The organism is Clostridium sp. LIBA-8553 (assembly GCF_057782465.1).
The window spans coordinates 1,615,765-1,639,366 of sequence record NZ_CM173489.1; the positions used below are offsets into that span (position 1 = coordinate 1,615,765).

Annotated in this window: 30 protein-coding genes; 25 read left to right on the top strand and 5 right to left on the bottom strand. The window is 29.0% G+C overall.

Going from position 1 to position 23,602, the window contains the following annotated elements; translation table 11 throughout:
- Positions 1–252: 252 nt before the first annotated feature.
- The 15 genes from AC2JAQ_RS07140 to AC2JAQ_RS07210 all read left to right on the top strand — a co-directional run bounded on the left by AC2JAQ_RS07140 (position 253) and on the right by AC2JAQ_RS07210 (position 12,587).
- A complete protein-coding gene (locus AC2JAQ_RS07140; protein ID WP_488458594.1) occupies positions 253–1,287 on the top strand; it encodes an RnfABCDGE type electron transport complex subunit G in 1,035 nt (344 codons plus the stop codon).
- Between the two features lie 16 nt (positions 1,288–1,303).
- Positions 1,304–1,972: an RnfABCDGE type electron transport complex subunit E gene (locus AC2JAQ_RS07145; protein WP_488458595.1), complete on the top strand. Its 669-nt coding sequence runs from the start codon at positions 1,304–1,306 to the stop codon at positions 1,970–1,972.
- A gap of 29 nt (positions 1,973–2,001) precedes the next feature.
- Positions 2,002–2,577 carry an electron transport complex subunit RsxA gene (rsxA, locus tag AC2JAQ_RS07150; RefSeq protein WP_488458596.1) on the top strand — a complete coding sequence of 192 codons (576 nt, stop codon included), beginning with the start codon at positions 2,002–2,004 and terminating at the stop codon, positions 2,575–2,577.
- 17 nt (positions 2,578–2,594) lie between these two features.
- Entirely contained in the window at positions 2,595–3,395 is an 801-nt protein-coding gene (locus tag AC2JAQ_RS07155) for an RnfABCDGE type electron transport complex subunit B (protein ID WP_488458597.1), read from the top strand.
- Between the two features lie 74 nt (positions 3,396–3,469).
- Positions 3,470–3,970 (top strand): deoxycytidylate deaminase, encoded by a 501-nt coding sequence (locus tag AC2JAQ_RS07160; RefSeq protein ID WP_423239206.1) that lies wholly within the window; start codon positions 3,470–3,472, stop codon positions 3,968–3,970.
- A 172-nt stretch (positions 3,971–4,142) separates the two neighbouring features.
- Positions 4,143–4,607 (top strand): MarR family winged helix-turn-helix transcriptional regulator, encoded by a 465-nt coding sequence (locus AC2JAQ_RS07165; RefSeq protein ID WP_488458598.1) that lies wholly within the window; start codon positions 4,143–4,145, stop codon positions 4,605–4,607.
- A 1-nt stretch (position 4,608) separates the two neighbouring features.
- On the top strand, positions 4,609–5,583 hold the full coding sequence (locus AC2JAQ_RS07170) for a beta-ketoacyl-ACP synthase III (RefSeq protein WP_488458599.1): 975 nt from the start codon (positions 4,609–4,611) through the stop codon (positions 5,581–5,583).
- A gap of 95 nt (positions 5,584–5,678) precedes the next feature.
- Positions 5,679–6,623, top strand: a complete 945-nt coding sequence (gene fabD, locus AC2JAQ_RS07175; RefSeq protein WP_488458600.1) for an ACP S-malonyltransferase — start codon at positions 5,679–5,681, stop codon at positions 6,621–6,623.
- A gap of 3 nt (positions 6,624–6,626) precedes the next feature.
- Entirely contained in the window at positions 6,627–7,367 is a 741-nt protein-coding gene (gene fabG, locus AC2JAQ_RS07180) for a 3-oxoacyl-[acyl-carrier-protein] reductase (RefSeq protein WP_488458601.1), read from the top strand.
- A 10-nt stretch (positions 7,368–7,377) separates the two neighbouring features.
- Positions 7,378–8,619 carry a beta-ketoacyl-ACP synthase II gene (fabF, locus tag AC2JAQ_RS07185; protein WP_423239201.1) on the top strand — a complete coding sequence of 414 codons (1,242 nt, stop codon included), beginning with the start codon at positions 7,378–7,380 and terminating at the stop codon, positions 8,617–8,619.
- A gap of 11 nt (positions 8,620–8,630) precedes the next feature.
- Entirely contained in the window at positions 8,631–9,122 is a 492-nt protein-coding gene (gene accB / locus AC2JAQ_RS07190) for an acetyl-CoA carboxylase biotin carboxyl carrier protein (protein WP_488458602.1), read from the top strand.
- A gap of 2 nt (positions 9,123–9,124) precedes the next feature.
- Positions 9,125–9,544 carry a 3-hydroxyacyl-ACP dehydratase FabZ gene (gene fabZ, locus AC2JAQ_RS07195; RefSeq protein ID WP_322503375.1) on the top strand — a complete coding sequence of 140 codons (420 nt, stop codon included), beginning with the start codon at positions 9,125–9,127 and terminating at the stop codon, positions 9,542–9,544.
- Positions 9,545–9,555: 11 nt separating this feature from the next.
- Positions 9,556–10,908, top strand: coding sequence for an acetyl-CoA carboxylase biotin carboxylase subunit (locus AC2JAQ_RS07200; protein ID WP_488458603.1), 1,353 nt, complete (start codon positions 9,556–9,558; stop codon positions 10,906–10,908).
- Entirely contained in the window at positions 10,901–11,779 is an 879-nt protein-coding gene (gene accD, locus AC2JAQ_RS07205; RefSeq protein WP_423239198.1) for an acetyl-CoA carboxylase, carboxyltransferase subunit beta, read from the top strand. Before AC2JAQ_RS07200 ends, accD begins: the two co-directional genes overlap by 8 nt.
- Complete coding sequence (locus tag AC2JAQ_RS07210) at positions 11,772–12,587, top strand: acetyl-CoA carboxylase carboxyltransferase subunit alpha (protein WP_488458604.1); 816 nt, start codon at positions 11,772–11,774, stop codon at positions 12,585–12,587. The genes accD and AC2JAQ_RS07210 overlap by 8 nt, the downstream gene beginning before the upstream one ends.
- Positions 12,588–12,801: 214 nt before the next feature.
- On the opposite strand, the gene AC2JAQ_RS07215 is transcribed toward AC2JAQ_RS07210, so the two are convergent.
- Complete coding sequence (locus AC2JAQ_RS07215) at positions 12,802–13,191, bottom strand: PadR family transcriptional regulator (RefSeq protein ID WP_488458605.1); 390 nt, start codon at positions 13,189–13,191, stop codon at positions 12,802–12,804.
- Positions 13,192–13,316: 125 nt separating this feature from the next.
- Between AC2JAQ_RS07215 and AC2JAQ_RS07220 the strand changes: the two genes are divergently transcribed.
- A complete protein-coding gene (locus AC2JAQ_RS07220; protein ID WP_488458606.1) occupies positions 13,317–13,514 on the top strand; it encodes a hypothetical protein in 198 nt (65 codons plus the stop codon).
- A 62-nt stretch (positions 13,515–13,576) separates the two neighbouring features.
- Here the strand turns inward: AC2JAQ_RS07220 and AC2JAQ_RS07225 are convergent, their stop codons facing one another.
- Complete coding sequence (locus AC2JAQ_RS07225) at positions 13,577–14,395, bottom strand: TIM barrel protein (protein ID WP_488458607.1); 819 nt, start codon at positions 14,393–14,395, stop codon at positions 13,577–13,579.
- Between the two features lie 216 nt (positions 14,396–14,611).
- Between AC2JAQ_RS07225 and AC2JAQ_RS07230 the strand changes: the two genes are divergently transcribed.
- The 7 genes from AC2JAQ_RS07230 to AC2JAQ_RS07260 all read left to right on the top strand — a co-directional run bounded on the left by AC2JAQ_RS07230 (position 14,612) and on the right by AC2JAQ_RS07260 (position 20,770).
- Positions 14,612–15,322 (top strand): pseudouridine synthase, encoded by a 711-nt coding sequence (locus AC2JAQ_RS07230; RefSeq protein WP_423239194.1) that lies wholly within the window; start codon positions 14,612–14,614, stop codon positions 15,320–15,322.
- A 5-nt stretch (positions 15,323–15,327) separates the two neighbouring features.
- Positions 15,328–15,879 carry a tRNA 5-(aminomethyl)-2-thiouridylate-methyltransferase MnmM gene (mnmM, locus tag AC2JAQ_RS07235; protein ID WP_488458608.1) on the top strand — a complete coding sequence of 184 codons (552 nt, stop codon included), beginning with the start codon at positions 15,328–15,330 and terminating at the stop codon, positions 15,877–15,879.
- Between the two features lie 32 nt (positions 15,880–15,911).
- Complete coding sequence (locus tag AC2JAQ_RS07240; protein ID WP_096515963.1) at positions 15,912–16,787, top strand: MurR/RpiR family transcriptional regulator; 876 nt, start codon at positions 15,912–15,914, stop codon at positions 16,785–16,787.
- Between the two features lie 239 nt (positions 16,788–17,026).
- Positions 17,027–18,247: a BaiN/RdsA family NAD(P)/FAD-dependent oxidoreductase gene (locus tag AC2JAQ_RS07245; protein ID WP_488458609.1), complete on the top strand. Its 1,221-nt coding sequence runs from the start codon at positions 17,027–17,029 to the stop codon at positions 18,245–18,247.
- 121 nt (positions 18,248–18,368) lie between these two features.
- Complete coding sequence (gene cmk, locus AC2JAQ_RS07250; RefSeq protein WP_488458610.1) at positions 18,369–19,022, top strand: (d)CMP kinase; 654 nt, start codon at positions 18,369–18,371, stop codon at positions 19,020–19,022.
- Between the two features lies 1 nt (position 19,023).
- Positions 19,024–19,872, top strand: coding sequence for a 4-hydroxy-3-methylbut-2-enyl diphosphate reductase (locus AC2JAQ_RS07255; RefSeq protein WP_488458611.1), 849 nt, complete (start codon positions 19,024–19,026; stop codon positions 19,870–19,872).
- Positions 19,873–19,978: 106 nt separating this feature from the next.
- Entirely contained in the window at positions 19,979–20,770 is a 792-nt protein-coding gene (locus tag AC2JAQ_RS07260; RefSeq protein ID WP_488458612.1) for a GNAT family N-acetyltransferase, read from the top strand.
- 99 nt (positions 20,771–20,869) lie between these two features.
- On the opposite strand, the gene AC2JAQ_RS07265 is transcribed toward AC2JAQ_RS07260, so the two are convergent.
- Complete coding sequence (locus AC2JAQ_RS07265) at positions 20,870–21,019, bottom strand: hypothetical protein (protein WP_488458613.1); 150 nt, start codon at positions 21,017–21,019, stop codon at positions 20,870–20,872.
- Positions 21,020–21,158: 139 nt separating this feature from the next.
- On the opposite strand from AC2JAQ_RS07265, the gene AC2JAQ_RS07270 reads away from it, so the two are divergent.
- Positions 21,159–21,731 (top strand): hypothetical protein, encoded by a 573-nt coding sequence (locus AC2JAQ_RS07270; RefSeq protein ID WP_488458614.1) that lies wholly within the window; start codon positions 21,159–21,161, stop codon positions 21,729–21,731.
- 44 nt (positions 21,732–21,775) lie between these two features.
- Here the strand turns inward: AC2JAQ_RS07270 and AC2JAQ_RS07275 are convergent, their stop codons facing one another.
- Positions 21,776–22,246, bottom strand: a complete 471-nt coding sequence (locus AC2JAQ_RS07275; RefSeq protein WP_488458615.1) for a helix-turn-helix domain-containing protein — start codon at positions 22,244–22,246, stop codon at positions 21,776–21,778.
- A 184-nt stretch (positions 22,247–22,430) separates the two neighbouring features.
- On the opposite strand from AC2JAQ_RS07275, the gene AC2JAQ_RS07280 reads away from it, so the two are divergent.
- Complete coding sequence (locus AC2JAQ_RS07280) at positions 22,431–22,955, top strand: GNAT family N-acetyltransferase (RefSeq protein WP_488458616.1); 525 nt, start codon at positions 22,431–22,433, stop codon at positions 22,953–22,955.
- Positions 22,956–23,114: 159 nt separating this feature from the next.
- On the opposite strand, the gene AC2JAQ_RS07285 is transcribed toward AC2JAQ_RS07280, so the two are convergent.
- A complete protein-coding gene (locus tag AC2JAQ_RS07285; protein WP_322503357.1) occupies positions 23,115–23,510 on the bottom strand; it encodes a DUF5684 domain-containing protein in 396 nt (131 codons plus the stop codon).
- Positions 23,511–23,602: the final 92 nt, after the last annotated feature.

A 23,602-nucleotide genomic window follows, 5' to 3' on the forward strand; every position in this document is an offset into this window, starting at 1 on the left:
TAATTAATAGTTTGATTTAAAAGTTTTTATAAACATAAGACTAAACAAATTTAGTCTTATGTTTTTTTTATTTTTTGTAATATTTTAAGGATTAAAACACTACCTTTTAATATAGCCTTAAAAGAATAATACTAAGCTTAATTCCCAATTTTAACTAATGCTTTAAAGTAATCAACAGAATATAGGAAAAGTAGGATACTAAGGATTTTAGATTTTTTAAATTAATTGTTTTAAGGGAGGGAGAAATAAGTCATGAAAGAAAATCTAAAATTAGGACTTATACTTTGCTTAATAACTTCATTTGCTGGTATATTTTTAGGATTTGCTAATGAATTTACCAAAGAAGTTATTGCTCAGAATTCAAAGTTAAGTGCAGAAAATTTAAAGGAAATATTACCTAGCGCAAATAAGATAGAAGATTTTGCTTTTCAAAAAAATGAGGATTCAACCATATCAGAAGTTTTTGAAGCAAAAAGTGATTCAGAAAGTGAGGGATATGTTATAAAGGTTTCACCAAAAGGGTTTAATGGTGCAATAGATATGGTTGTAGCTATTGATAAAAAAGGAGAAATTAGTGGAGTTAAAGTTTTATCACAATCAGAGACTCCAGGATTAGGTGCAAAAGTAGAGGAGACTGTATTTACTGATAAATTTAAAGGATTAAAAGTCGAAGATAAAATAAAAATAGTTAAAACCACTCCAAGTAGTGAGGGAGAAATTCAAGGGATAACAGGAGCTACAATATCATCAAATGCAGTTTTAAGTGGAATTAATGATGCTATAAATTTTTATAAAGAAGATATTTTAGGAGAAGATTTATCACAAGAAAAAACTTTAGATTTAGCAAGCATTAATTTAGAGGGAAATTCTAAAGAATTAAATATTGAATTAGAAGAGGGAATAGAAAAGGTTTATATAGTATCCAATGATGAAAAGGAAATTGGATATGCAATTGAGGGAAGTAATGTTGGAATGTATGATGATAAACCAGTAAAGTTTGCTGTTGGAATTTCTACTGGTGGAATAGTTACAGGGGTGCAAATAATAGATCATAAAGAAACTGCTGGTCTTGGAGATTTAATAGAGGATGAAAATTTCTTAAATGAATTTATAGGAATTTCTTCTTTAGATAAGCATTCAGTTAAAGAAAATACAGCAGAGATTGATTTAAGTTCCTATGGAGAAGTAATAAGTGTTGATTCAATAAGTGGAGCAACAAAAAGCTCCATGGCTGTTATAAAAGGAGTTACAAATGTAATTAACTTTTATAATAATAATCTTAGTTAATTAGGGAGGGATATTTTTGAAGATTCTATTTGAAAGATTAAAAAATGGTATAGTTACTGAAAATCCTATATTTGTTCAGGTATTAGCTATGTGTCCAACCCTTGCTGTTACTTCAAGTGTTGAAAACGCTATAGGTATGGGTATTGCTTCAACTGTTGTTTTGATTTTTTCCAATATGATAATTTCAGCTTTAAGAAAGTTAATACCAAATAAAATAAGAATTCCAGCATATATAGTTATAATAGCTTCCTTTGTTACAGTAGTTGATATGTTAATGAATGCTTATGTTCAATCTTTATACAAATCCTTAGGGATTTTTATACCGCTTATAGTTGTTAACTGTGTTATCTTAGGCCGTGCAGAAGCATATGCTTCTAAAAATCCAATAATACCATCAATTTTTGATGCTATTGGAATGGGAATAGGATTTACTATAGCTCTATTTTCTATAGGTACTTTTAGAGAAATATTAGGAGCAGGAACATTCCTAGGAATGAATGTTATGCCACAGGGCTTTAAACCAGCTACTATTATGATATTAGCACCTGGAGCCTTTTTAACATTAGGAGCCTTAATGACATTCTTAAATTATAGAAATATAAGTAAGGCAAAAAAAGAAGGAAAGAAAGCTAAATGCTTAGAACATAATTGTAGTACTTGTTCTGGATGTGGCAAAAATTCTTGATAAAAATATAGGGATTAGAGGTGGAGTTTATGGAATTATTACTTATTTTTATTGGTGCTATGCTTGTTAACAACTTTGTTTTATCTAAATTTTTAGGTATATGCTCATTTCTAGGAGTATCTAAAAAGAAAGAGGCAGCAGTAGGAATGGGACTTGCTGTTACTTTTGTAATGGTATTAGCTAGTATTATATCTTGGCTTGTTTATAATTTAGTTTTAGATAAATTTAATATAACATATCTAAAAACAATAGTTTTTGTTCTTGTTATAGCTTCTTTAGTTCAATTTGTTGAAATGGTTGTAAAAAAATATAGTCCTAGTTTATATAAAGCATTAGGAATATTTTTACCTTTAATAACTACAAACTGTGCAGTTTTAGGTATGGCTGTTACAAATGTTGAAGAGGGTTATACACTAATTCAATCTATAGTTCATGCTTTAGGTGCTGCTAGTGGATTTATGCTTGCTATAGTTTTAATGTCCTTTTTAAGAGAAAGAATAGATGATAATGAAGAAATACATCCGTACTTTAAAGGATTACCAATAACTCTTTTTACAGCAGCACTTATGTCTATAGCATTTTTAGGATTTCAAGGACTTATATAGGTTAGGAGGAATTTAAAATGGATTTTTCAAGTATCTTATGTTCTATTTTAGTTTTAGGAGTGTTGGGGCTTTTGTTTGGAATCCTTTTAGGATATGCATCAAAAAAGTTTGAGGTTAAAGTTGATGAGAGAATTCCTAAAATAAGAGAAATTTTACCTGGTGCTAATTGTGGTGGATGTGGCTATCCAGGATGTGATGCTTATGCGACTGCTGTAGTTGAAGAAGGAGCTGATATAACTTTATGTGGGGTTGGAGGACCTAATGTATCTAAACAAATTGGAGAAATTTTAGGAGTAGAAGTTAAAGCTGTAGAAAAGAAGGTTGCCTTTGTAAAGTGTATGGGAGATTGTAACAATAAAAAAATTAAATTAAATATTCCTATAGATAAAGGTTGCAGTGAAGCTAAAGAATTTTTAGAAAATGAAGAAAGTGAAGGTTGTAAATTTGGTTGTTTTGGATTAGGAAGTTGTAAAGAGGCTTGTAAATTTGGAGCTATAAGTATTGTTGATGGTATAGCACAGATTGATTCTTCAAAATGTGTAGCATGTAAAGCATGTGTTAGAGCTTGCCCACAAAATCTTATTGATATAATAAAAGATGATCAGAAAGTAGTTGTTAAATGTAATTCTAATGATGTTGGTAAAGTAGTAAATCAAAATTGTACTGTAGGATGTATTGGATGTAAAATATGTGAAAAAAATTGTCCAAATGAAGCTATAAAGGTTGAAAATTCATTAGCAAGTATTGATTATAAAAAATGTAATTCATGTGGAATATGCGCATCAAAATGTCCTAAGAAAACAATAAATTTGAGATAAAATAATAAAGAAACACTTGAAAAAAAATAAAAAAACTTTAAAATTAGTGTTAAGTTCTATTTAGGAGGGTTAATATGATTAGCAAAAGAGAAGATTATATTTCATGGGATGAGTATTTTATGGGAGTTGCATTAATTAGTGCGAAAAGAAGTAAGGATCCAAACACTCAAGTTGGAGCTTGTATAGTAGATAGTGATAATAAAATAGTTGGAATTGGATATAATGGTTTTCCTAAAGGATGTTCAGATGACGAACTACCTTGGGGAAATACTGGAGAGTTTCTAGAAACAAAATACCCATATGCATGTCATGCTGAACTTAATGCTATTTTAAATAGTACAGGTAAAAATGTTAAAAATTGTAGAGTATATGCAACATTATTTCCTTGTAATGAATGTGCTAAAGCTATAATTCAATCTGGAATAAATGAGGTAATATATTTATCAGATAAATATAAGGATACTGACATTGTTAAAGCATCTAAACTTATGTTTGATAAGGCCAATGTAAAATATAGATATTTAGGAAGTAAAAGAGAAAATTTATTAATATCATTTAGACCCGAAGATGTTTAAAATAAATAAAACCTATGGGATATTTCCTATAGGTTTTATTTGCTTAAAAAAATAGAAAAGTTGACAATTCTTATTGAGTATAGTATATTTTGAATATCAAAATATTTGATTTGATATTCAAAATATTTGAATTTTATATCTAATGATTTTGAAGTAAGGGAGCGATTTTAAGATGAGGGAAAGTGAGTTAGTACTAAATAATATTTTAGTAAAATTATTTAACAATATTTTGAGAATAGAGGAATTTGCATTGAAAAGTGCACCTTTTAATGATTTATCTATAACAGAAAATCATACTATAGAGGCTATAGGAGTAGGAAAAGCAAGAACAATGTCTGAAGTGGCATTGGACTTAAATATTACTGTAGGAACTTTAACAACTGCTATAAACAAGTTAATAAAAAAAGGATATGTTAATAGAAGAAGAATAGAAGAAGATAGAAGAGTTGTTATGATAGAACTTACAGAAAAAGGAACTCTAGCTTATAAGGTACATGAGAAATTTCATGAAGAAATGATAGATCATGTTCTAGAAGAACTAGGTGTTTATGAGGAGGAAGTTTTAATAAGTTCTTTAGAGAAGCTAGATAAGTTCTTCCAAAAGAAACTAGAACTTATAAAATCAAAGGAGATTTAATATGAAAAATGCTAAAATGATAGGATTTGGCTTGTACACACCTAAAAATTTAATAGAAAATGAAAGATTACAAGAATTTTTAGACACTAGTGATGAATGGATTAGAACAAGAACTGGAATAGAGAGAAGATATATTTCACTAGAAGAAAATACATCTGATTTGGCAGTAGAGGCTGGAAAAATGGCTTTAGCTCAAGCTAGTTTAAGTGCAGAAGATATAGATGTCATAATCTTAGCTACTGTAACTCCTGATAATTTTACTCCATCTACAGCATGTATAGTACAAGATAAATTAGGAGCTAAAAATGCATGGGCTTTTGATATAAATGCAGCATGTACTGGATTTATATATGCACTTAAAATGGGAAGATCATTAATAAAGTCAGGAGAAGTTAAAAATGCATTAATAATAGGAGCTGAAACTTTATCAAAGGCACTTAACTGGGAAGATAGAGGAAGTTGTGTTCTTTTTGGAGATGGGGCTGGTGCTACTGTCATTACAGCTACTGAAGAAGAGTGTGGTATTAAATGTGTTAACGTAAAATCAGATGGTTCAAAGGGAAATTCTCTTGTCATTGAAGGGTTACCACTAAATAGTCCTTTTAAAGCTGAAAAAGAAATTTCTGAAAATTACATAAGTATGAATGGAAGAGAAATATTTAAGTTTGCAACAAAAGTAATGGAAGAAAGTATAGTAGAAATTTTAGAAAATGAAAATATAAAAATTGAAGAAATTGATGCTGTAATTCCTCACCAAGCAAACTTAAGAATTATAGATTACGTAGGTAAAAGATTAGGAATACCAACAGAAAAATTTATAATAAACTTACAAAATTACGGTAATACATCTGGAGCAAGCATTCCAATAGCACTTTGTGAAGCTATAAATGAAGGCAAGATAAAAAAAGGAGACAACATAATAATGGTTGGATTCGGTGGTGGTCTTACTTGGGGAGCTACTTTAGTTAAATTATAAAATTTCAAAAAACAAAATCTAGAAAATAGTACTATATAAGAATATAATTATAAATATATTAATTTTTAATCCGTTAAGTTTTAGGAGGTATTTTAATGGCTAAACTAGGATTTTTATTTGCAGGGCAAGGAGCTCAATATATAGGCATGGGAAAGGAATTCTTTGATAAATTCGAAGAAAGTAGAGAAATATTTAAACTAAGCAGTGCTGCTTTAGGGTTAGATATGGAAGAATTATGTTTTAATGATCCAGAAGGATTATTAAATAAAACAGAATTTACTCAACCTGCAATAGTAACAACAAACATGGCTATATTAGTAGCTTTAGACAAATTAGGAATTAAGTCAGATATAAGTTGTGGATTAAGCTTAGGAGAATATTCTGCACTTATTCATAGTGGCGCCATTAACTTTGAGGATGGAGTTAAGCTTGTTAAAAAAAGAGGTAAGTTTATGCAAGAGGCTGTTGCTGAAGGTATTGGAGGTATGGTTGCAGTTTTAAGAATGAAACCAGAGCAAGTTGATGAAGTAATAGAAAAAAGTTCTGAATATGGAATAGTTGAGGGGGCAAATTATAACTCACCTGGTCAAATTGTTATATCAGGAGAGTTAAAGGCTTTAGATAAAGCTACGGAATTTATAAAAGAAGCTGGTGGAAGAGCTATTAAATTACCAGTTTCAGCACCTTTTCACTGTTCAATGTTACAACCAGCAGCTGAAAAGTTAGAAGAAGAGTTGAAGAAAATTTCAATAAATAAACTTAATAGCGTTGTTATGTCAAATGTTAAAGGAGATTCTTACTCAGAAGATGATGATATAATAGAACTTTTAACTTCTCAAGTTAAAAAACCTGTTTTATTTATAAATGATATAGAAAAGATGATTGAAAATGGCGTTGACATTTTTGTGGAAATAGGACCAGGTAAAGCATTAAGTGGTTTTGTAAAGAAAATCAATAAAAATGTTACTGTACTTAATGTTGAAGATTTAAATTCATTAGAAAAAACATTGTCAAAATTAAAAGAGATGGAGGTACTTTAATCTATGTTAAAGGATAAAGTAGCAGTAGTAACTGGGGGAACCAGAGGTATTGGGAGAGCGATTGTTTTAAAATTAGCAGATGAAGGAGCAAATATAGTTATAAACTATAGAAGTTCTGATAAAGAAGCAGAGGAATTAAAAGCTATTTTAGAAGAAAAAGGTGTAAAAGTTCTTACTGTAAAATGTGATATAAGTAATTTCGAAGATTCTAAGAAACTTATTGATAAGTGTAAAGAAGAGTTTGGTAAAATAGATATTCTTGTAAACAATGCTGGTATAACAAAAGACACTTTAATTATGAGAATGAAAGAAGAAGATTTTGATAGTGTAATAGATGTTAATTTAAAAGGAACATTTAATTGTGCTAAACATGCTTCTGCCATAATGTTGAAACAAAAGTTTGGTAAAATTATAAATATGACATCTGTTGTTGGAATAACAGGTAATGCTGGTCAGTCCAACTATGCAGCATCGAAAGCTGGAGTTATAGGACTAACTAAGTCATTAGCTAGAGAGTTAGGAAGTAGAGGAATAACTGTTAATGCAGTAGCTCCTGGATTTATAAATACAGATATGACATCAGTTTTATCTGATAAGGTTAAAGAAGAAGCTATGAAGAATATTCCTTTAAAGAAATTAGGAAATCCTGAAGATATTGCTAATTTAGTAGGATTCTTAGCATCAGATTCAGCAAATTATATAACAGGCCAAGTGATTAATGTAGATGGCGGAATGGTAATGTAGGAGGATTTTTATGGAAAATAGAGTTGTCATAACGGGAATGGGTGCGATTACACCAATCGGAAATAATGTAAATGAATTTTGGACGAATGCAAAAAAAGGAGTTTGTGGAATAGATGAAATAACTCTTTTTGATACAACCGATTATAAGGTTAAAATAGCAGGGGAAGTTAAAAACTTTAATGTAGAAGATTTTATTGATAAGAAAGAAGCTAAGCGTTTAGATAGATTTACTCATTTTGCTCTTGTTGCAACAGAAGAAGCTATGAAGGATGCTAAGTTAGATTTAAGTGATGAAAATGTAGATCCAAATAGAGTTGGAGTTATTGTTGGATCTGGAATAGGTGGATATGGTACTTTAGAAGCTCAGTTTGATGTTTTATTAAACAGGGGGCCAGCTAGAGTTTCTCCATTTGCAATTCCTGCTGGAATAATAAATTTAGTGGCTGGAAACATAGCTATTAAATATGGTGCAAAAGGGGTATGTGAGTCATTAGTTACTGCTTGTGCAACAGGTGTAAGTTCTATAGGAGCTGCTTATAGAAGTATAAAACATGGATATTCTGATATAGTTATATCAGGTGGTTCAGAGGCTGCTATAACAAGAGCTGCAATCGCAGGTTTTACTAACCTTAAAGCATTAAATACTAATAACGAACCAGAAAGAGCCTCAATTCCATTTGATAAGGAAAGATCAGGATTCGTTATGGGAGAGGGAGCTGGAATATTAATTTTAGAAAGCTTAGAAAGTGCTCAAAAAAGAGGAGCTAAAATTTATGGAGAAATCATAGGATATGGTGCAACTTGCGATGCATATCACATAACTTCACCTGATCCAGAAGGAGAAGGAGCTAAAAGAGCTATAGAAGCTGCTATAGAAGAAGGTAAAATAAACAAGGATGAAGTTTCATACGTAAATGCACATGGAACAAGCACTCCTTTAAATGATAAATTTGAAACTTTAGCTATCAAAGGATGCTTTGGTGAAAAGGCTTATAATATACCTGTTTCATCAACAAAATCAATGACTGGCCATCTTTTAGGTGCTGCTGGGGCTATAGAATCAGTAATATGTGTCAAAGCTTTAGAAGAAGGATTTATACCACCAACAATAGGATTCAAAGTTCCAGATGAAGAATGTGACTTAGATTACGTTGTAAATGAAGGTAGAGAAGCGAATTTAAAATATGTAATTAATAACGCACTAGGTTTTGGTGGACATAACGCATCATTATTATTTAAAAAATGGGATTAGGAGTTGAAACAATGAATCTTAATGATATTAAAGAGCTTATAGATAAAATAGATTCTTCTAATATTGCTTATTTTGAAGTTAAAATAGATAATTCATATATAAAAATGGATAAATCACTAACTAGAAACTTAATAAAAGAAAGTAAGTCTTCAAACGTAGAAGTTAATGAAATAACTGAAGTAAAAGAAACAAAAGTAGAATCAGTTTCAAATGTAGAGGAAACCGTATTAGAAAAAGTTCAAGAAGTGGCGGTAGATGAGGATTTATATGTAGTTACTTCACCAATGGTGGGTACATTCTATGAATCACCTGGTGTTGGTGAAGAAAGTTATGTGTCTGTTGGAAGTAAAATTGCTTCAGGAGATATTTTATGTATAGTTGAGGCTATGAAACTTATGAACGAAATTGAAAGTGAAGTATCTGGAGAAATTGTTGAGATACTAGTTCAAAACGGAAATATGGTTGAATATGGCCAGCCATTATTTAAAGTTAGGAGAGTATAATTATGATGAATATAAATGAAATTAAGGAAATCCTTCCTCATAGATATCCTTTTTTACTTGTTGATAAAGTAGAAGAAATAACAGAAAATAAAGTTGTTGCATATAAAAATGTAACTATAAACGAACCTTTCTTCCAAGGACATTTCCCTGACTATCCAGTAATGCCAGGCGTATTAATAGTAGAAGCATTAGCACAGACTGGAGCAGTGGCAATGTTAAGCAAAGAAGAATTCAAAGGAAAAACTCCTTTTTTTGCAGGAATAGATAAGCTTAGATTTAAGAAGCAAGTTTTACCTGGTGATACTTTAAGATTGGAAGTTGAGATAATAAAACTTAGAGGAAGCATTGGATTTGGTAAAGCTACAGCTACTGTTGATGGAAAAATCGCTTGTTCTGGAGAAATTATGTTTGCAATAGGTTAGGTGATTAGAGTATGTTTAAAAAAATATTAATAGCAAATAGAGGTGAAATAGCTGTTAGAATAATAAGGGCTTGTAGAGAATTAGGAATTCTTACGGTTGCTGTTTATTCTGAGATAGATAGAGATGCACTGCATGTACAATTAGCTGATGAAGCCGTATGTATAGGCCCGTGGAATTCTAAAGAAAGTTACTTAAATATTCAAAATATACTAAGTGCTTGTGTTTTAACTGGTGCTGAAGCTATTCATCCTGGATTTGGTTTTTTATCTGAAAATCCTAGATTTGCTAAGATGTGTGAAGAGTGTAATATAGAGTTTATAGGTCCTAATTGGAAATCTATAGAGCTTATGGGTAACAAAGCTATGGCAAGAGAAATAATGAAAAAAGCTGATGTTCCTGTTGTACCTGGATATGAAGGAGAAATTGAAAGTCCAGAGTTTGCTTTAGAGATAGCAAAGAAAATAGGTTTTCCTGTAATAGTAAAAGCTTCTGCTGGTGGTGGTGGAAAAGGAATAAGAATAGTCTATAAAGAAGAAGACTTTATTTCAAACTACAATACAGCTAAATCAGAAGCCCAAACAAACTTTGGAGATGATAAAATCTATATTGAGAGATTTGTTGAGAAACCTAAGCATATAGAAGTACAGTTATTATGCGATAAACACGGAAATGCTGTTTACCTTTTTGAGAGAGATTGTTCAGTTCAAAGAAAAAATCAAAAAGTCTTAGAAGAAGCTCCTTCAGCAGTTTTAACCGAAGAGCAAAGAGCTAACCTTGGAAATATAGCTGTTAGGGCTGCAAAAGCTGTAAATTATCATAACGTTGGAACAATTGAATTTTTATTAGATAAAACAGGTGAGTTCTATTTCATGGAAATGAATACTAGAATACAGGTTGAACATCCAATAACTGAAATGATAACAGGTATTGATCTTGTTAAAGAACAAATAAGAGTTGCGGCTGGTAAAAAATTAGAAGTAACTCAAGATGATTTAAAAATAAATGGTCATTCTATAGAATGTAGAATAAATGCTGAAGATCCAAGCAAAAACTTTATGCCATGTCCTGGATTAATAAAAGAAGTTAATTTCCCAGGGGGCTTTGGAGTTCGTTTAGATACAGCTATTTATTCAGGATATAAGATTCCGCATTGTTATGATTCAATGATTGGGAAATTAATAGTTCATGGTAAAGATAGAGAAGAGGCAATTTCTAAAATGAAAAGGGCTTTAGATGAGTTTGCTATTGATGGTATAACAAGTAACATAGACTATCACTTTTTAATATTAGATCATGAAGATTTTAAAAATGGTACTTATAATACTTCATTTTTAGCTGAAAAGTTGGTGAATAAGTATGATTAAGAATTTACTAAACAAAAGAAAATATATAACGGTTAGTTCAGTTGAATTAATTGAAACTGAACTAACTGCAGAGGAAAAACCTAATATACCATCTGGTATGTGGAGCAAATGTGAGAAGTGTGCAAAAATATTATACACCGAAGATTTAAAAGAGAATTTTAATGTGTGTCCTAATTGCGGACATCATTTTAAAATAGGTGCATATGAAAGAATTAAATATTTAACAGATAAAAATAGCTTTGTTGAATTTAATAAGAAAGTGGTTGGAAGAAACCCATTAGACTTTAAAGGATATGAAGAAAAAATTAAGGGCTATCAAAAGAAAAGCAATGTTATTGAAGGTGTTGTAACCGGAGAAGCTCTTATTGCTGACAGAAAAGTTGTTCTTTGTGTCATGGATTCTAATTTCATGATGGGAAGCATGGGAACAGCTGTTGGTGAAAAAATAACAAGAGCCGTTGAATATGCAACTAAAAATAGACTTCCTTTAATAATATTTACTTGCTCAGGTGGAGCAAGAATGCAAGAGGGTATTTATTCTCTTATGCAAATGGCAAAAGTTAGTGGTGCTATTTATAGACACAATCAAGAGAACTTATTATATATTACAGTATTAACTAATCCTACTACAGGTGGGGTAACTGCTAGCTTTGCAATGGAAGGCGATATTATATTAAGTGAACCTGGATGTTTAGTTGGTTTCGCTGGTAGAAGAGTAATAGAAGGTACTATAAATGAAAAGCTACCTGATGACTTTCAAACAGCAGAATTTTTACTACAAAAAGGATTTATTGATAAAATAGTAGAAAGAAAAGATTTAAAACAAATATTAACTTCTCTTTTAAGAATGCATGAGGTGGATTATGAGTAGAGAATTAATAAGAACGGCAGATGCATGGAGTAAAGTGAAAATAGCTAGGGATCCTGAACGTCCTAATGCGAAATTTTATATAGATGAAATATTTGATGAATTTATCGAATTACATGGAGATAGAAATTTTGGTGATGATAAAGCAATCATAGGAGGTATAGCTCTTTTAAATAACTTGAGTTTTACAGTTATAGGTATATGCAAGGGAGAAAATACAAAAGAAAATATAAAAAGAAACTTTGGTATGCCTCATCCTGAGGGATATAGAAAAGCATTAAGACTTATGAAACAAGCAGAAAAGTTTAAAAGGCCTATAATTTGTTTTGTTGATACTCCAGGAGCTTTTTGTGGCATAGGTGCAGAGGAACGAGGACAAGGGCAAGCTATAGCTCAAAATCTAGTTGAACTTATGGGATTAAAAGTTCCAGTAATATCAATAGTTATTGGAGAAGGTGGCAGTGGCGGTGCCTTAGCATTGGCTGTTGCTGATAGAGTATTCATGCTAGAACATTCAGTTTATTCAGTATTATCTCCAGAAGGTTTTGCATCTATATTATGGAAGGATTCATCTAGAGCAGAAGAAGCTGCTAATGTAATGAAAATAACTGCACAGGACTTAAAAAGTTTTAATATAATAGATAAAATAATAAAAGAGCCTAGAGGAGGCGCTCATAAGAATCCTGCTAAGACAGCTCAAAATATTAAAAAAACCCTTCTAGAAACATTGTCTGAAATGAAAGGTACAAATTTAGATACCTTATTAAACGAAAGATATAATAAATATAGAAATATAGAAAATGATTTATAAAAAAAGGTTAATAGCATATGCTATTAACCTTTTTTAAAATCATATTTTGGAATTATTTGAGCATTTAAAAACTCTAATACTGGAATATCTACTTTGGAATTATCTTTATCACCTTGTTTTTTTTAGTGTCTATTATTATTTATATTTTGTGAATACCTCATAAAAAGCATCCCTTTTAGTTTATATATTATAATATTAAAACTTTAAGAGAAAATTATTTTGTGAGCATCTTTATTAATATATCTATTATTGATTTATTTTTCTTTAAGGCATCTATATAGTCAGCTACGTGAAGTTTATAGTATTCTTTGCCTTCATCTGTTATTCTATACATCTTTTTTGTTCTTTTATTTATAAAGTCATCACCTATCCAGTAACTTGTAACTAATCCTTTTTGCTCTAAGTCGTAAAGTGTATCATAGATTGTACTAGATGATACTGGGAATGGAAGAGGAGAACTAGAAAATTCATCTTTAAAAGCTTCTAGAACTTTATTTCCGAAAACCTCATGTCCTTTTGAAAGTTCTTTTAACACATAAAAAGAATATAACTGTTTTGCATTTATAATATTTCTTGGTGCAACCATACGAGTTCTTTTATTCAAAAAACCTCACCTCCAAATTTTACATTTTATATTATAAGTATAACTCAAATTATTATATAAAGTAATTAACAATTTATGATTTCTTGAATATACTGTACTATACAAAAGAAGTGAGGTGAACTATTATGTCAAGAAGGTGTCGTTGTAGAAGAGATTGTTGTTGTTGCAGAAGAGATTGTTGTTGTAGAAGAGGTTGTGGTGGATTCGGAGGATGCAATGGATTTGGTAATTGTGGATTTGGTAATTGCGGATTCCCTCTAATTTGGCTTCTTTTACTAGGATGTGGCGGATGCGGTGGCTTTAATCGTGGATGCTTCTTTTAATTAGTATTACGTTATAATAACAGCATAGATTAGTTATATAAGATAGGAGAATTTCTCCTATCTTATAATTTTTCATAAGTTTCTTTTAGTAATAAGGCATCTTTCTCTAAAAGTGGACTTTCACATATTATACATCCCTTTACTTTATAATCTTTAAGTGCTCTTAAACATTCAACATAGTTAAAATCACTTTCTAAAAATGGCAAGTGATTTCTTTCTCCTTTTTCAGTGTAATGTATTCCAGACATATGAATATGTAAATCTTCTAAAGCTTCATTTCCTAAGTTTTCTTTTATATATTCTAAGATTTCAGCAAAATCTTTATATTCTTTTAAAGCTCCAATTCCTCTTGCGTGTATATGTGAAAAGTCAATACATAATTTACAAGAGGGTACTTCCTTACATATATCAACTAACTCTTGTAGGTTACCAAATTGAGTACCCTTACCTGTAGTTTCTAATCTATAATCTACACCTTCATAAGGTAATTTCTTTAAATTTTTCTTTATTTCTGCTAAAGCTTCTTCTTTTGAAGATTTTAAGTAAAATCCAGGGTGGAATACCAAACTTCTACCTCCAACGCTTTTTAATGCTTCGGCACCTTTTAATATTCTTTCAATAGATTTTTCTTTCTTTTCCTCTTCTTCAGCATTTAAATTTATAAAATAAGAACCATGAGCTGAAAGATAAAAATCATTTTTCTCTTTAGCTTCTATTATCTTGTCTTTATTTTTAGCTGTAACATTAACAGATCTAACAAAAGGAAGCTCCATAGCTTCTAATCCTATTTCTTTTAAATATTCAATTCCTGTTGCATAGTTGAATTTCTGTCCTTCTTCACCTATTGGTAAACCTGAAATTCCAAATAAAAGTTTTTCCATGTTATCACCTCTTTTTAAAGTATAGCAAAGTACTAGGAATTATTCAATAGAAAATAATTATTGTTTAATATGAATTATAATCTATCAAATTTGTTAATATATAGAGAAAATCTTCACTTTTTTCAAGAAAAAATGCAATAATTCGAAATAAATATTGCATTTTACCCTATAGTTATTTAAAATTATTAATAGAAACTATCATATGGAGTGTGAAAAATGGAAGAAAGATTGCAAAAATACATGGCAAGATGTGGAGTAGCATCAAGAAGAAAGTGCGAAGAAATAATTTGCAGTGGAAAAGTAAAGGTTAATGACATTGTTGTTGATTCTCTTGGTACAAAAGTAAATCCTTCAATAGATGTTGTTAGCGTTAATGATAAAGTAATAAGTCCAGAAGAAAATAAAGTGTACATAATGTTAAACAAACCTGAAGGATATGTAACAACAAATAAAGATGAAAAAAACAGAAAGACTATATTAGATATAGTAAAAGTTAATGAGAGAATATATCCAATAGGACGCCTTGACTATGACAGTTCAGGGTTGCTTTTATTAACTAATGATGGAGATGTATATAATAAGATAATACATCCAAGAGTTAATTTAAATAAGGAATATATTGCACTAGTAAAAGGAATTTTCACAGAAGATGAAATGAATAAATTTAGAAAAGGTGTAGATATAGGAGATTATAAGACAGCTGAATGTGAGATAAAACTACTAGAAAAATATACAAATAGCTGTAAAGTAAAAATAATCATTCATGAAGGTAAAAATAGACAGATTAGAAGAATGTGTGCTGCTTTTAATCATGAAGTTGTTTCTTTAAAAAGAGAAGCTATTGGAAGACTAACTTTAAGGAATTTAAAGAAAGGAGAATGGAGATATTTAAGTAATTCAGAAGTTGATTATATAAAATCTCTATAATCATTATGTTTAAGTATGTATCTGATGTAAGTAATATATATCATAATATAATAACTTCTTTCATAGAAGATAAAAATGTAGCAATAGACGCTACATTAGGAAATGGCCATGATTGTGATTTTTTAAGTGAACTATTTGAAAAGGTATATGCCTTCGATATACAAGATGAGGCTGTAAATTCATATAAATCAAAAAATAAAGAAAATGTTGAAGTTATTTTAGATTCACATGAAAATTTTGAACTTTATATAAAAGAAGAAAATGTTGATTGTATAGTTTATAATTTAGGATATCTTCCAGGTAATAATAAGGAAGTTACTACGGTTGCACATAGTACTTTAAAAAGTATAAAAATAGGACTAGATTTATTAGGTGCTAATGGGTTAATGATAATAGCACTTTATAGTGGACATGAAGAAGGAAAAATAGAAAAACAAGCCGTACTTGATTTTACAAGTACATTGCCTAAGAATAAATATGGTGTTTTACATACAGAGTTTGCAAATAGAGCTAAAAGCGCACCTTCTTTGGTTGTTATTGAAAAGAAATTTAAATAAGATTTTAATAAGATAGAGAGAGGATTTTTAAAATGGAAAGTCAAGATTTAATGAGATTAATTCAAGTTAAGTTTCCAAAGCTTAGTAAAGGACAGAAGCTTATAGCAGAATATATATTAAAGAATTATGATAAGGCTGCATTTATGACTGCTGCAAAATTAGGAAACAACGTTGGAGTAAGTGAATCAACAGTTGTTAGATTTGCTACTGAACTTGGATTCTCAGGTTATCCAAAATTACAAAAGGCACTTCAAGAATTAATAAAGAATAAATTAACTTCAGTACAAAGATTAGAATTATCTAATGACTTTATAAGTGAGGAAAATGCTTTAAAGGGTGTTTTAAAAGCTGACATAGAGAATATAAGAGCAACATTAGAAAAGATAAATCATAAAACTTTTGATGAAGTTGTAAATGAAATATTTAAGGCTAAAAGAATATATATAATAGGTCTTAGAAGTTCTACTGCACTTGCAGAATTCTTAGGATTCTACTTAAATTTAATATTAGATAATGTAAGAGTAGTTTCTAATGGAATAAGTGATACTTTTGAACAAATGCTTAATTTAGGAGAAGGAGACTTAGTTATAGGAATAGGTTTTCCAAGATATGCATTAAAAACAATAGATGCCTTAGAATTTGCTAAAACTAGAAATGCTAAAATAGTTTCTATTACAGACAGTTTAATTTCACCTTTAGCATCTCAATCAGATCATACACTTATAGCGCAGAGTAACATGGCTTCATTTGTAGATTCATTAGTTGCTCCTCTAAGTGTAATAAATGCTTTAATAATAGCTGTGGGAATAAGAGAAAAAGAAAAAATAACATCAACATTTAGTGAATTAGAAAAGATATGGAAAGATTATAATGTCTATTCATATAATAAAAACAACATAGAACCTTAAAAATAAGAGCTGTATAAAGATATAATAAAAACTATAAACATATTTTGAGAATTAATTTTGTAAGCTAAAAATATTATAAAAACTATTCTCTTATGTAATTTATAAGTTTTATAAATTATATCTTTATATAGCTTAATTTTTCGAAATTACATAGAATATCAAGTAAATGCATTTGTTGACAAACGCATTTAATAAAGTTTATTATTAGTTTGATTCAATTAAATTAAGGAGCTGATAAATTGGCTAAAGTAATAGTTATAGGTGCCGGTCCAGCAGGAATGATGGCGGCAATATCTGCAGCAGAAAATCATGAAGTTACTCTTTTAGAAGGTAATGAAAGGATAGGAAAAAAGCTATTTATTACTGGTAAAGGTAGATGTAATGTAACGAACGCAAAGGATATAAGTGAATTTTTTGATTTCATACCTGGAAATCCACATTTCTTATATAGTGCATTATATACTTATACTAATATTGATGTAATGAATTTCTTTGAAAATGCTGGAGTTAAATTAAAAGTAGAGAGAGGATCTAGAGTTTTCCCTAATTCAGATAAATCTTCAGATATAATAAGTGGATTATCAAGAGGTTTAGATGAAGCAGGAGTAAACTTAAGATTACATAGTAAAGTTAAAGATGTTATTTTTAATAATAATAAAATAGAAGCTGTTATTTTAGAAAGCGGTATAAAGGTTAAAGGTGATTACTTTATAATAACAACAGGAGGCAAGTCATATCCCCTTACAGGTTCAACTGGCATAGGCTTTGACTTGGCTAAAAAGATGGGACACACAATAGTAGAGCCTAAACCATCATTAGTACCTATAGAAATTGAAGAGGCTTGGGTTCGTGAATTACAGGGCCTATCTCTTAGAAATATAGAACTTAAAATAAAGAATAAAAAGAATTCTAAAATAGTTTATAGTGGGCAGGGAGAGATGCTATTTACTCACTTTGGAATATCAGGACCTCTTGTTTTAAGCGGTAGTAGATTCATAAAAAATGGTGAGAAGTTTGAAATTTCTCTAGATTTAAAGCCTGCTTTAGAAGAGAAACAATTAGATTTAAGAATTCAAAAGGATTTTAAGAAGAATTTAAATAAAGACTTTAAAAATTCTTTAGATGAGCTTCTTCCAAAGAAACTTATACCTGTTATTATAGAATTATCTGGTATAGATGAGAATAAGAAAGTTAACTCTATTACTAAGGAAGAAAGAAGAACTTTATTAAATCTATTAAAGAACTTAACTTTTTCTGTTAAAGGCTTAAGGGATATAGCAGAAGCTATTGTCACTGCTGGTGGAGTTTCAACTAAAGAAATAGATCCTTCTACAATGCAATCAAAGATTGTAGATAATCTTTACTTTGCAGGGGAAGTTATAGATGTAGATGCCTTTACAGGGGGATATAATGTTCAAATAGCCTTATCAACAGGATATTTAGCAGGAAAATCAATTTAGATTTAAAATTATAGTTGCTATAAAGTTAATAAAAATTTTAGTTAGTTTAATAGAAACTTTATAGTAAACTTAAAGAGAGTATAAATTTTACAATGTTTTTATGAGAAAGGACTTAAGAATTATGAATAAACTAATTACAGTTGCTATTGATGGACCAGCAGGAGCTGGAAAAAGTACTATTGCTAAAATAATAGGAGAAAAATTTAATTTAATGTATATAAACACAGGATCTATGTATAGAGCTGTTACTTTAAAAGCCTTAGAAAATAATATTTCAGCTGAAGAAGTTAATAAATTATTAGTTATGATAGATGGAATGGATATGCATTTTGAAAATGATGAGCTTATATTAAATGGAGAAAATATAAACTCATTAATAACTATGCCTAACATAAGTAAAAATGTTTCAGCTTATGCTTCAATAAGAGAAGTAAGAGAAAGATTAGTTAATCTTATGAGAAAAATGGCCTTAAAATATAGCGTAATAATGGATGGAAGAGACATTGGAACAGTTGTATTAAAAGATGCTAATTTCAAATTTTTCTTAACTGCTAGCCCAGAAGAAAGAGCAGATAGAAGATACAAAGAGCTTATGGGAAAAGGCGTAGAAGTTAATTATGATGAAATATTACAAGATATAATAAAAAGAGACTACATAGATTCTAATAGAGAAGTAGATCCTTTAAGAAAAGCTGAGGATGCTATTGAAATTGATACTACTGGCATAGGTATAATGGGAGTAGTTGAAAAGATATCTAGCTACATGGAGAAATAATATGGAAAGAAACGTAATTTTAGCTAAAAATGCTGGCTTTTGCTTTGGAGTAAAAAGAGCAGTTGATGAAGCTATAAAATATCAAAAAGAATTTGGAAAGAAAATATATACTTTAGGACCACTTATTCATAACAATGATGTTGTTAAATATTTAGAGAATAATGATATATTTGCAATTGAACTTTCAGATGCAGATTCTTTAAATATAGGTGATGTTGTACTTATAAGATCTCACGGGGTTAAAGAAAGTGTAATAAATGATTTAACAGCTAAAGGATTAATTGTTAAAAATGCAACTTGTCCATATGTAACTAATATTCAACAAAAGGTTAAAAAATGTTATGAACAAGGTTATAAGATAATAATCGTTGGAGATGAAAATCATCCAGAAGTTATTGGAATAAATGGATGGTGCAATGATTCAGCTATAATAACAAATGGAAAAACAGAGCTTATAAATATACCAGCAAAAGTTTGTGTTGTTTCACAAACTACTGAAAAAAAAGAAACTTGGAATAAGGTTTTAAATGAAATAGTAAGAGAAAGCAAGGAAATAGTTGCTTTCAACACTATTTGCTCAGCAACAGATGTTAGACAGAAAAGTGTACAAGAACTTTCAAAAGAAGCTGATTTAGTTTTTGTTATAGGTGGAAAAAATAGTTCTAATACAACAAAGCTATATGAAATATGCAAAAAGGAATGTCCTAAGAGTTATCATATAGAAAATGTTAGGGAATTAGATGAAAACTTATTAAAAGACGAAAATATTAAGACTATAGGAATTACTGCTGGAGCATCAACTCCAGATTGGATAATAAATGAAGTGATTTCAAAAATTAAAGAATTATAATTTTATAAAAAATCCCGCAATTTAATGATAATTATTTTGTGCTACTGGTATTAAACTGGAAATTGTTTTATACTATAATATATGACAAAGCTTTAGGAGTAGTAGTATGAATATAGTTAGATTTAAATTGTGGGATTATTTTAAATATGCAAAGCTTTTAAATTTATCGCTTAAAAGACTATGTACTAATTATTTTGTCAAAGTAACTTATAAAAATGATGTTTTAATGCTTTGGGAAATTGATTATGCAGTAAATCTTGATGCATATATTAAAAAAATCACTAAGGTGAAGTGCAACAGGTATATTCCTGAAAAGAGTAATATTTTTTCAGAATTTAAAATAAATAAATATATATATGAAACAGTGGAAGATGAGGGAAGTGATTTGAGTATGTATGGGTTCATTAAAAAAGCTTCTAATACAATATTAAAACTAGATCTTCATAATTTTAATAAAAAAAATACTAATGAATTTAATTTTAAACCTTTTATTAAGGGAAAAGATGAAACCTTACGCTGTAATTTACAAAATGAAATATTTCATGAGGAAAATAGAATACCTCTAAAAACAAAGGATATTGTTTATGAATGTAGTAGAAAAGCTTTTTTAGAAGATTTAGCTTTCTTTGAACTTAAAGGTGATAATATAATTGGATATGGTCAGATATTACTCCTAAAAGGCAAATATACAGTTGCTAACTTTGGAATAATAGAAGAATTTAGAGGAAAAGGTTATGGAGAAGCTCTTCTTATACACATATTGAACCAAGCTAAACAAAAAGGGTTACATGAGGTATATATAAAGGTTAAATCAGATAATATAAGTGCTGTAAGTTTATATAAAAAAATGGGTTTTGAAGAATCTTCAGAAATAAATATATATGAGTTATTGAGCTAAATAGTTATTTAAAGAGAATTTCTACATTAAGTTTGATTTTATGTAGAAATTCTCTTTTATTATTTAAGAGGATTTACTTATTTATAAATAAGTCTTAAATTATAGTAGAGAATCAGTAGGTACATAAGATATTTTTGTTTTGAATACACTATCTGTTAAGTGAGGACTGTAATATCCACGGTCACTAAGCTCTACATCAGTTTTCTCTGCATTCATTGAATTTTGTTCAATTTCTTTTAAATCATACATGGATGAGTCACCTCCTTTTTAATAGTATTAACAAGTTTGAAAAATCTTATTTAATTACCTTTGTAAAATTTAACATAGACAAATTTATTTAATTATTATATAATAATTATTATTAATTAGAAAAATGAGGTGCTTTTTTATGGACAATAAAATTAGCTTAGTATATGAAAATGGTGAATTTACTGTATATATGAATGATCAAGTAATTACAGTTAATAAATATATGGATAACGCAATAGAAAAATTTACTCAAACAGTAAATAATAATGCTATGCCAAAATCTATTCAATGGGACAATATAGAGAAAGATTTAGAAGGTATTAATTTACCTGATTTAGAAATAAATAATCACTTTAAAACTTTAACTTATAAAAATATGAAGTATTTTTATAGTACAGATAAGATCTTTAATATGCATGATGGAAAAATGCAACAATTACTTGGAGGATATCAATTATTCTTATTTATAGTTAAGATGATTGCTGAAAAACATTTAGAGGATTATTTAGATGTTTTAGAGTTTTGTGAAGAGATTTTAAGATGTAAGGTTACATATAGAACTCCAGGAAATAACTTTATAGTTGGTAGTCCTGCATTCAACTATGGATCAGCAGCATATGATTTTGCAACTGGAAAAGTTAATAAGGGAGCTTCAATAGAAAAAATGTCTTTTGAAGATTTCAAAAAATATATATTTGATATAATAAAATAGAATTAGAATAAAAATAACCTTTGGATATTCCAAAGGTTATTTTTCTACTTTTCAAGAGTTTTTAATGTGCTTATTATGAATTCTGGATCTCCAAATAAAGTGAAACGTGCTTTAGAAGAGTCCTTCATATATTCATAGGAAAATTTAGCGCCGTTTTTAAAGGCCTCTTCATCCTCATTTATTATTGTCATTAACTTTTTAGATAGTTTTTTTCCTTCCAATATGTTTTTACAGTGAAGATCTATTATAGTACAAATTTGTACTTCTTTCTGTGAATCCATGTTCTTTCCTTCTAAAAAATCAATTACTTCGTTATTATAAGTAATACTTATATCTTGATTAGTTTTGCTATTATCAAAAAACTTCTCAATATCCTTCATAGAAAATCTCCACTGTCCACCAATTTTTTTGCCTTCTAGTATGCCATCTTTAAGATAGTTTCTAATAGTACGTGAAGTAAGCCTAGTCATTTCTGCTATATCTTCAATAGTATAAAGCTTTTCAAAATTATTCATATATATACACCTCTCAATTCATATATTTTCATTATATTTCATAAATTTTCATATTTCAAGTGTAAAATTGTAAATATATTGAAATATTTTTTATCAATATACTTCCAAATTTACAAATGATATTGTTAATTTAAAAAGAAACATATATAATAAATTATTAATAAAATGTGAAGGAGAATTAGTGATGGATAAAATTAAATTAATTTCACCCAAGCTAAATTTAAGAAATCAAATAGAAGAATATAAGAAAGAATTCTTGTTAAATGGTGATAGCATGGATGGATGTGCTGGATTAGGAAATATAGAATCTTTTGAAGAATGGATAGATATATTAAAGGATAACTCTAATATTAATACTGTAAGAGAGGGCTTTGTTCCTTCATCAACTTATCTTGCCGTAAGAGAATCAGATAATAGAATCGTTGGAATGATAGATATTCGTCACTTCCTAAATGATTATTTAGAACAATTTGGAGGACATATTGGATATAGTGTTAGAAAATCAGAACGTAAAAAAGGATATGCTAAGATGATGCTAGCATTAGCTTTAGGTGAGTGTAAAGAATTAAACATAGATAGAGTATTATTAACTTGTTCTAAAGATAATATTCCTTCAATGAAAACTATTCTTTCACAGAATGGAGTATTAGAAAATGAGGTTTTAAAAGGCGATAGAATCACCTGTAGATATTGGATTGATTTAAAATAAAATACTTGAATTTCACGACACCAATAAATATATAATGTACTGGAATAAAAGTATATAAAACCAAAAAACTAGAGAAGATAACCTTTCTACTCTAGTTTTTTTACTAGCTTTGTTTTAAGTAATGGCTGAAAATCAGCATTAACTTAAATCAGAGTCTTTTTAAAATTCTTGATATTCACTTGGGATATCCCCTACGAATTCTCTATTGCTTAGAACTATATACCAGAATGTTAGGAATGCTATAAAAGAGAATATAATTCCTAATATGGTCATAAATAATCCAAAGTCGAAATTTCTAAGTATTTTATAAAATACAATTATAGAAAGTATTATATTAACAAATGGTATTAAATAAAGTATCCAATATAAATAAGATAAGCCAGCTAAATGTAATAACTGAAATTCTCCAAGTATAGGAAAGAACATCATCCATGAATGTTTTAAGTTTGCCCTCTTAGACATAACATAACTTGGATAGATTCTTATTAGGTAAAATATAAATGCTACTAAAATACTTGTGCTACTAAAATCGTATAATCCTTGAAAATATGACATGTATTTCACCTCCCTAATTTAATTATATCATAAAATTTATGTAAATTTGAAAAATATTTAACAATAAGATAGTATTAATAGTGTGGTAAAAA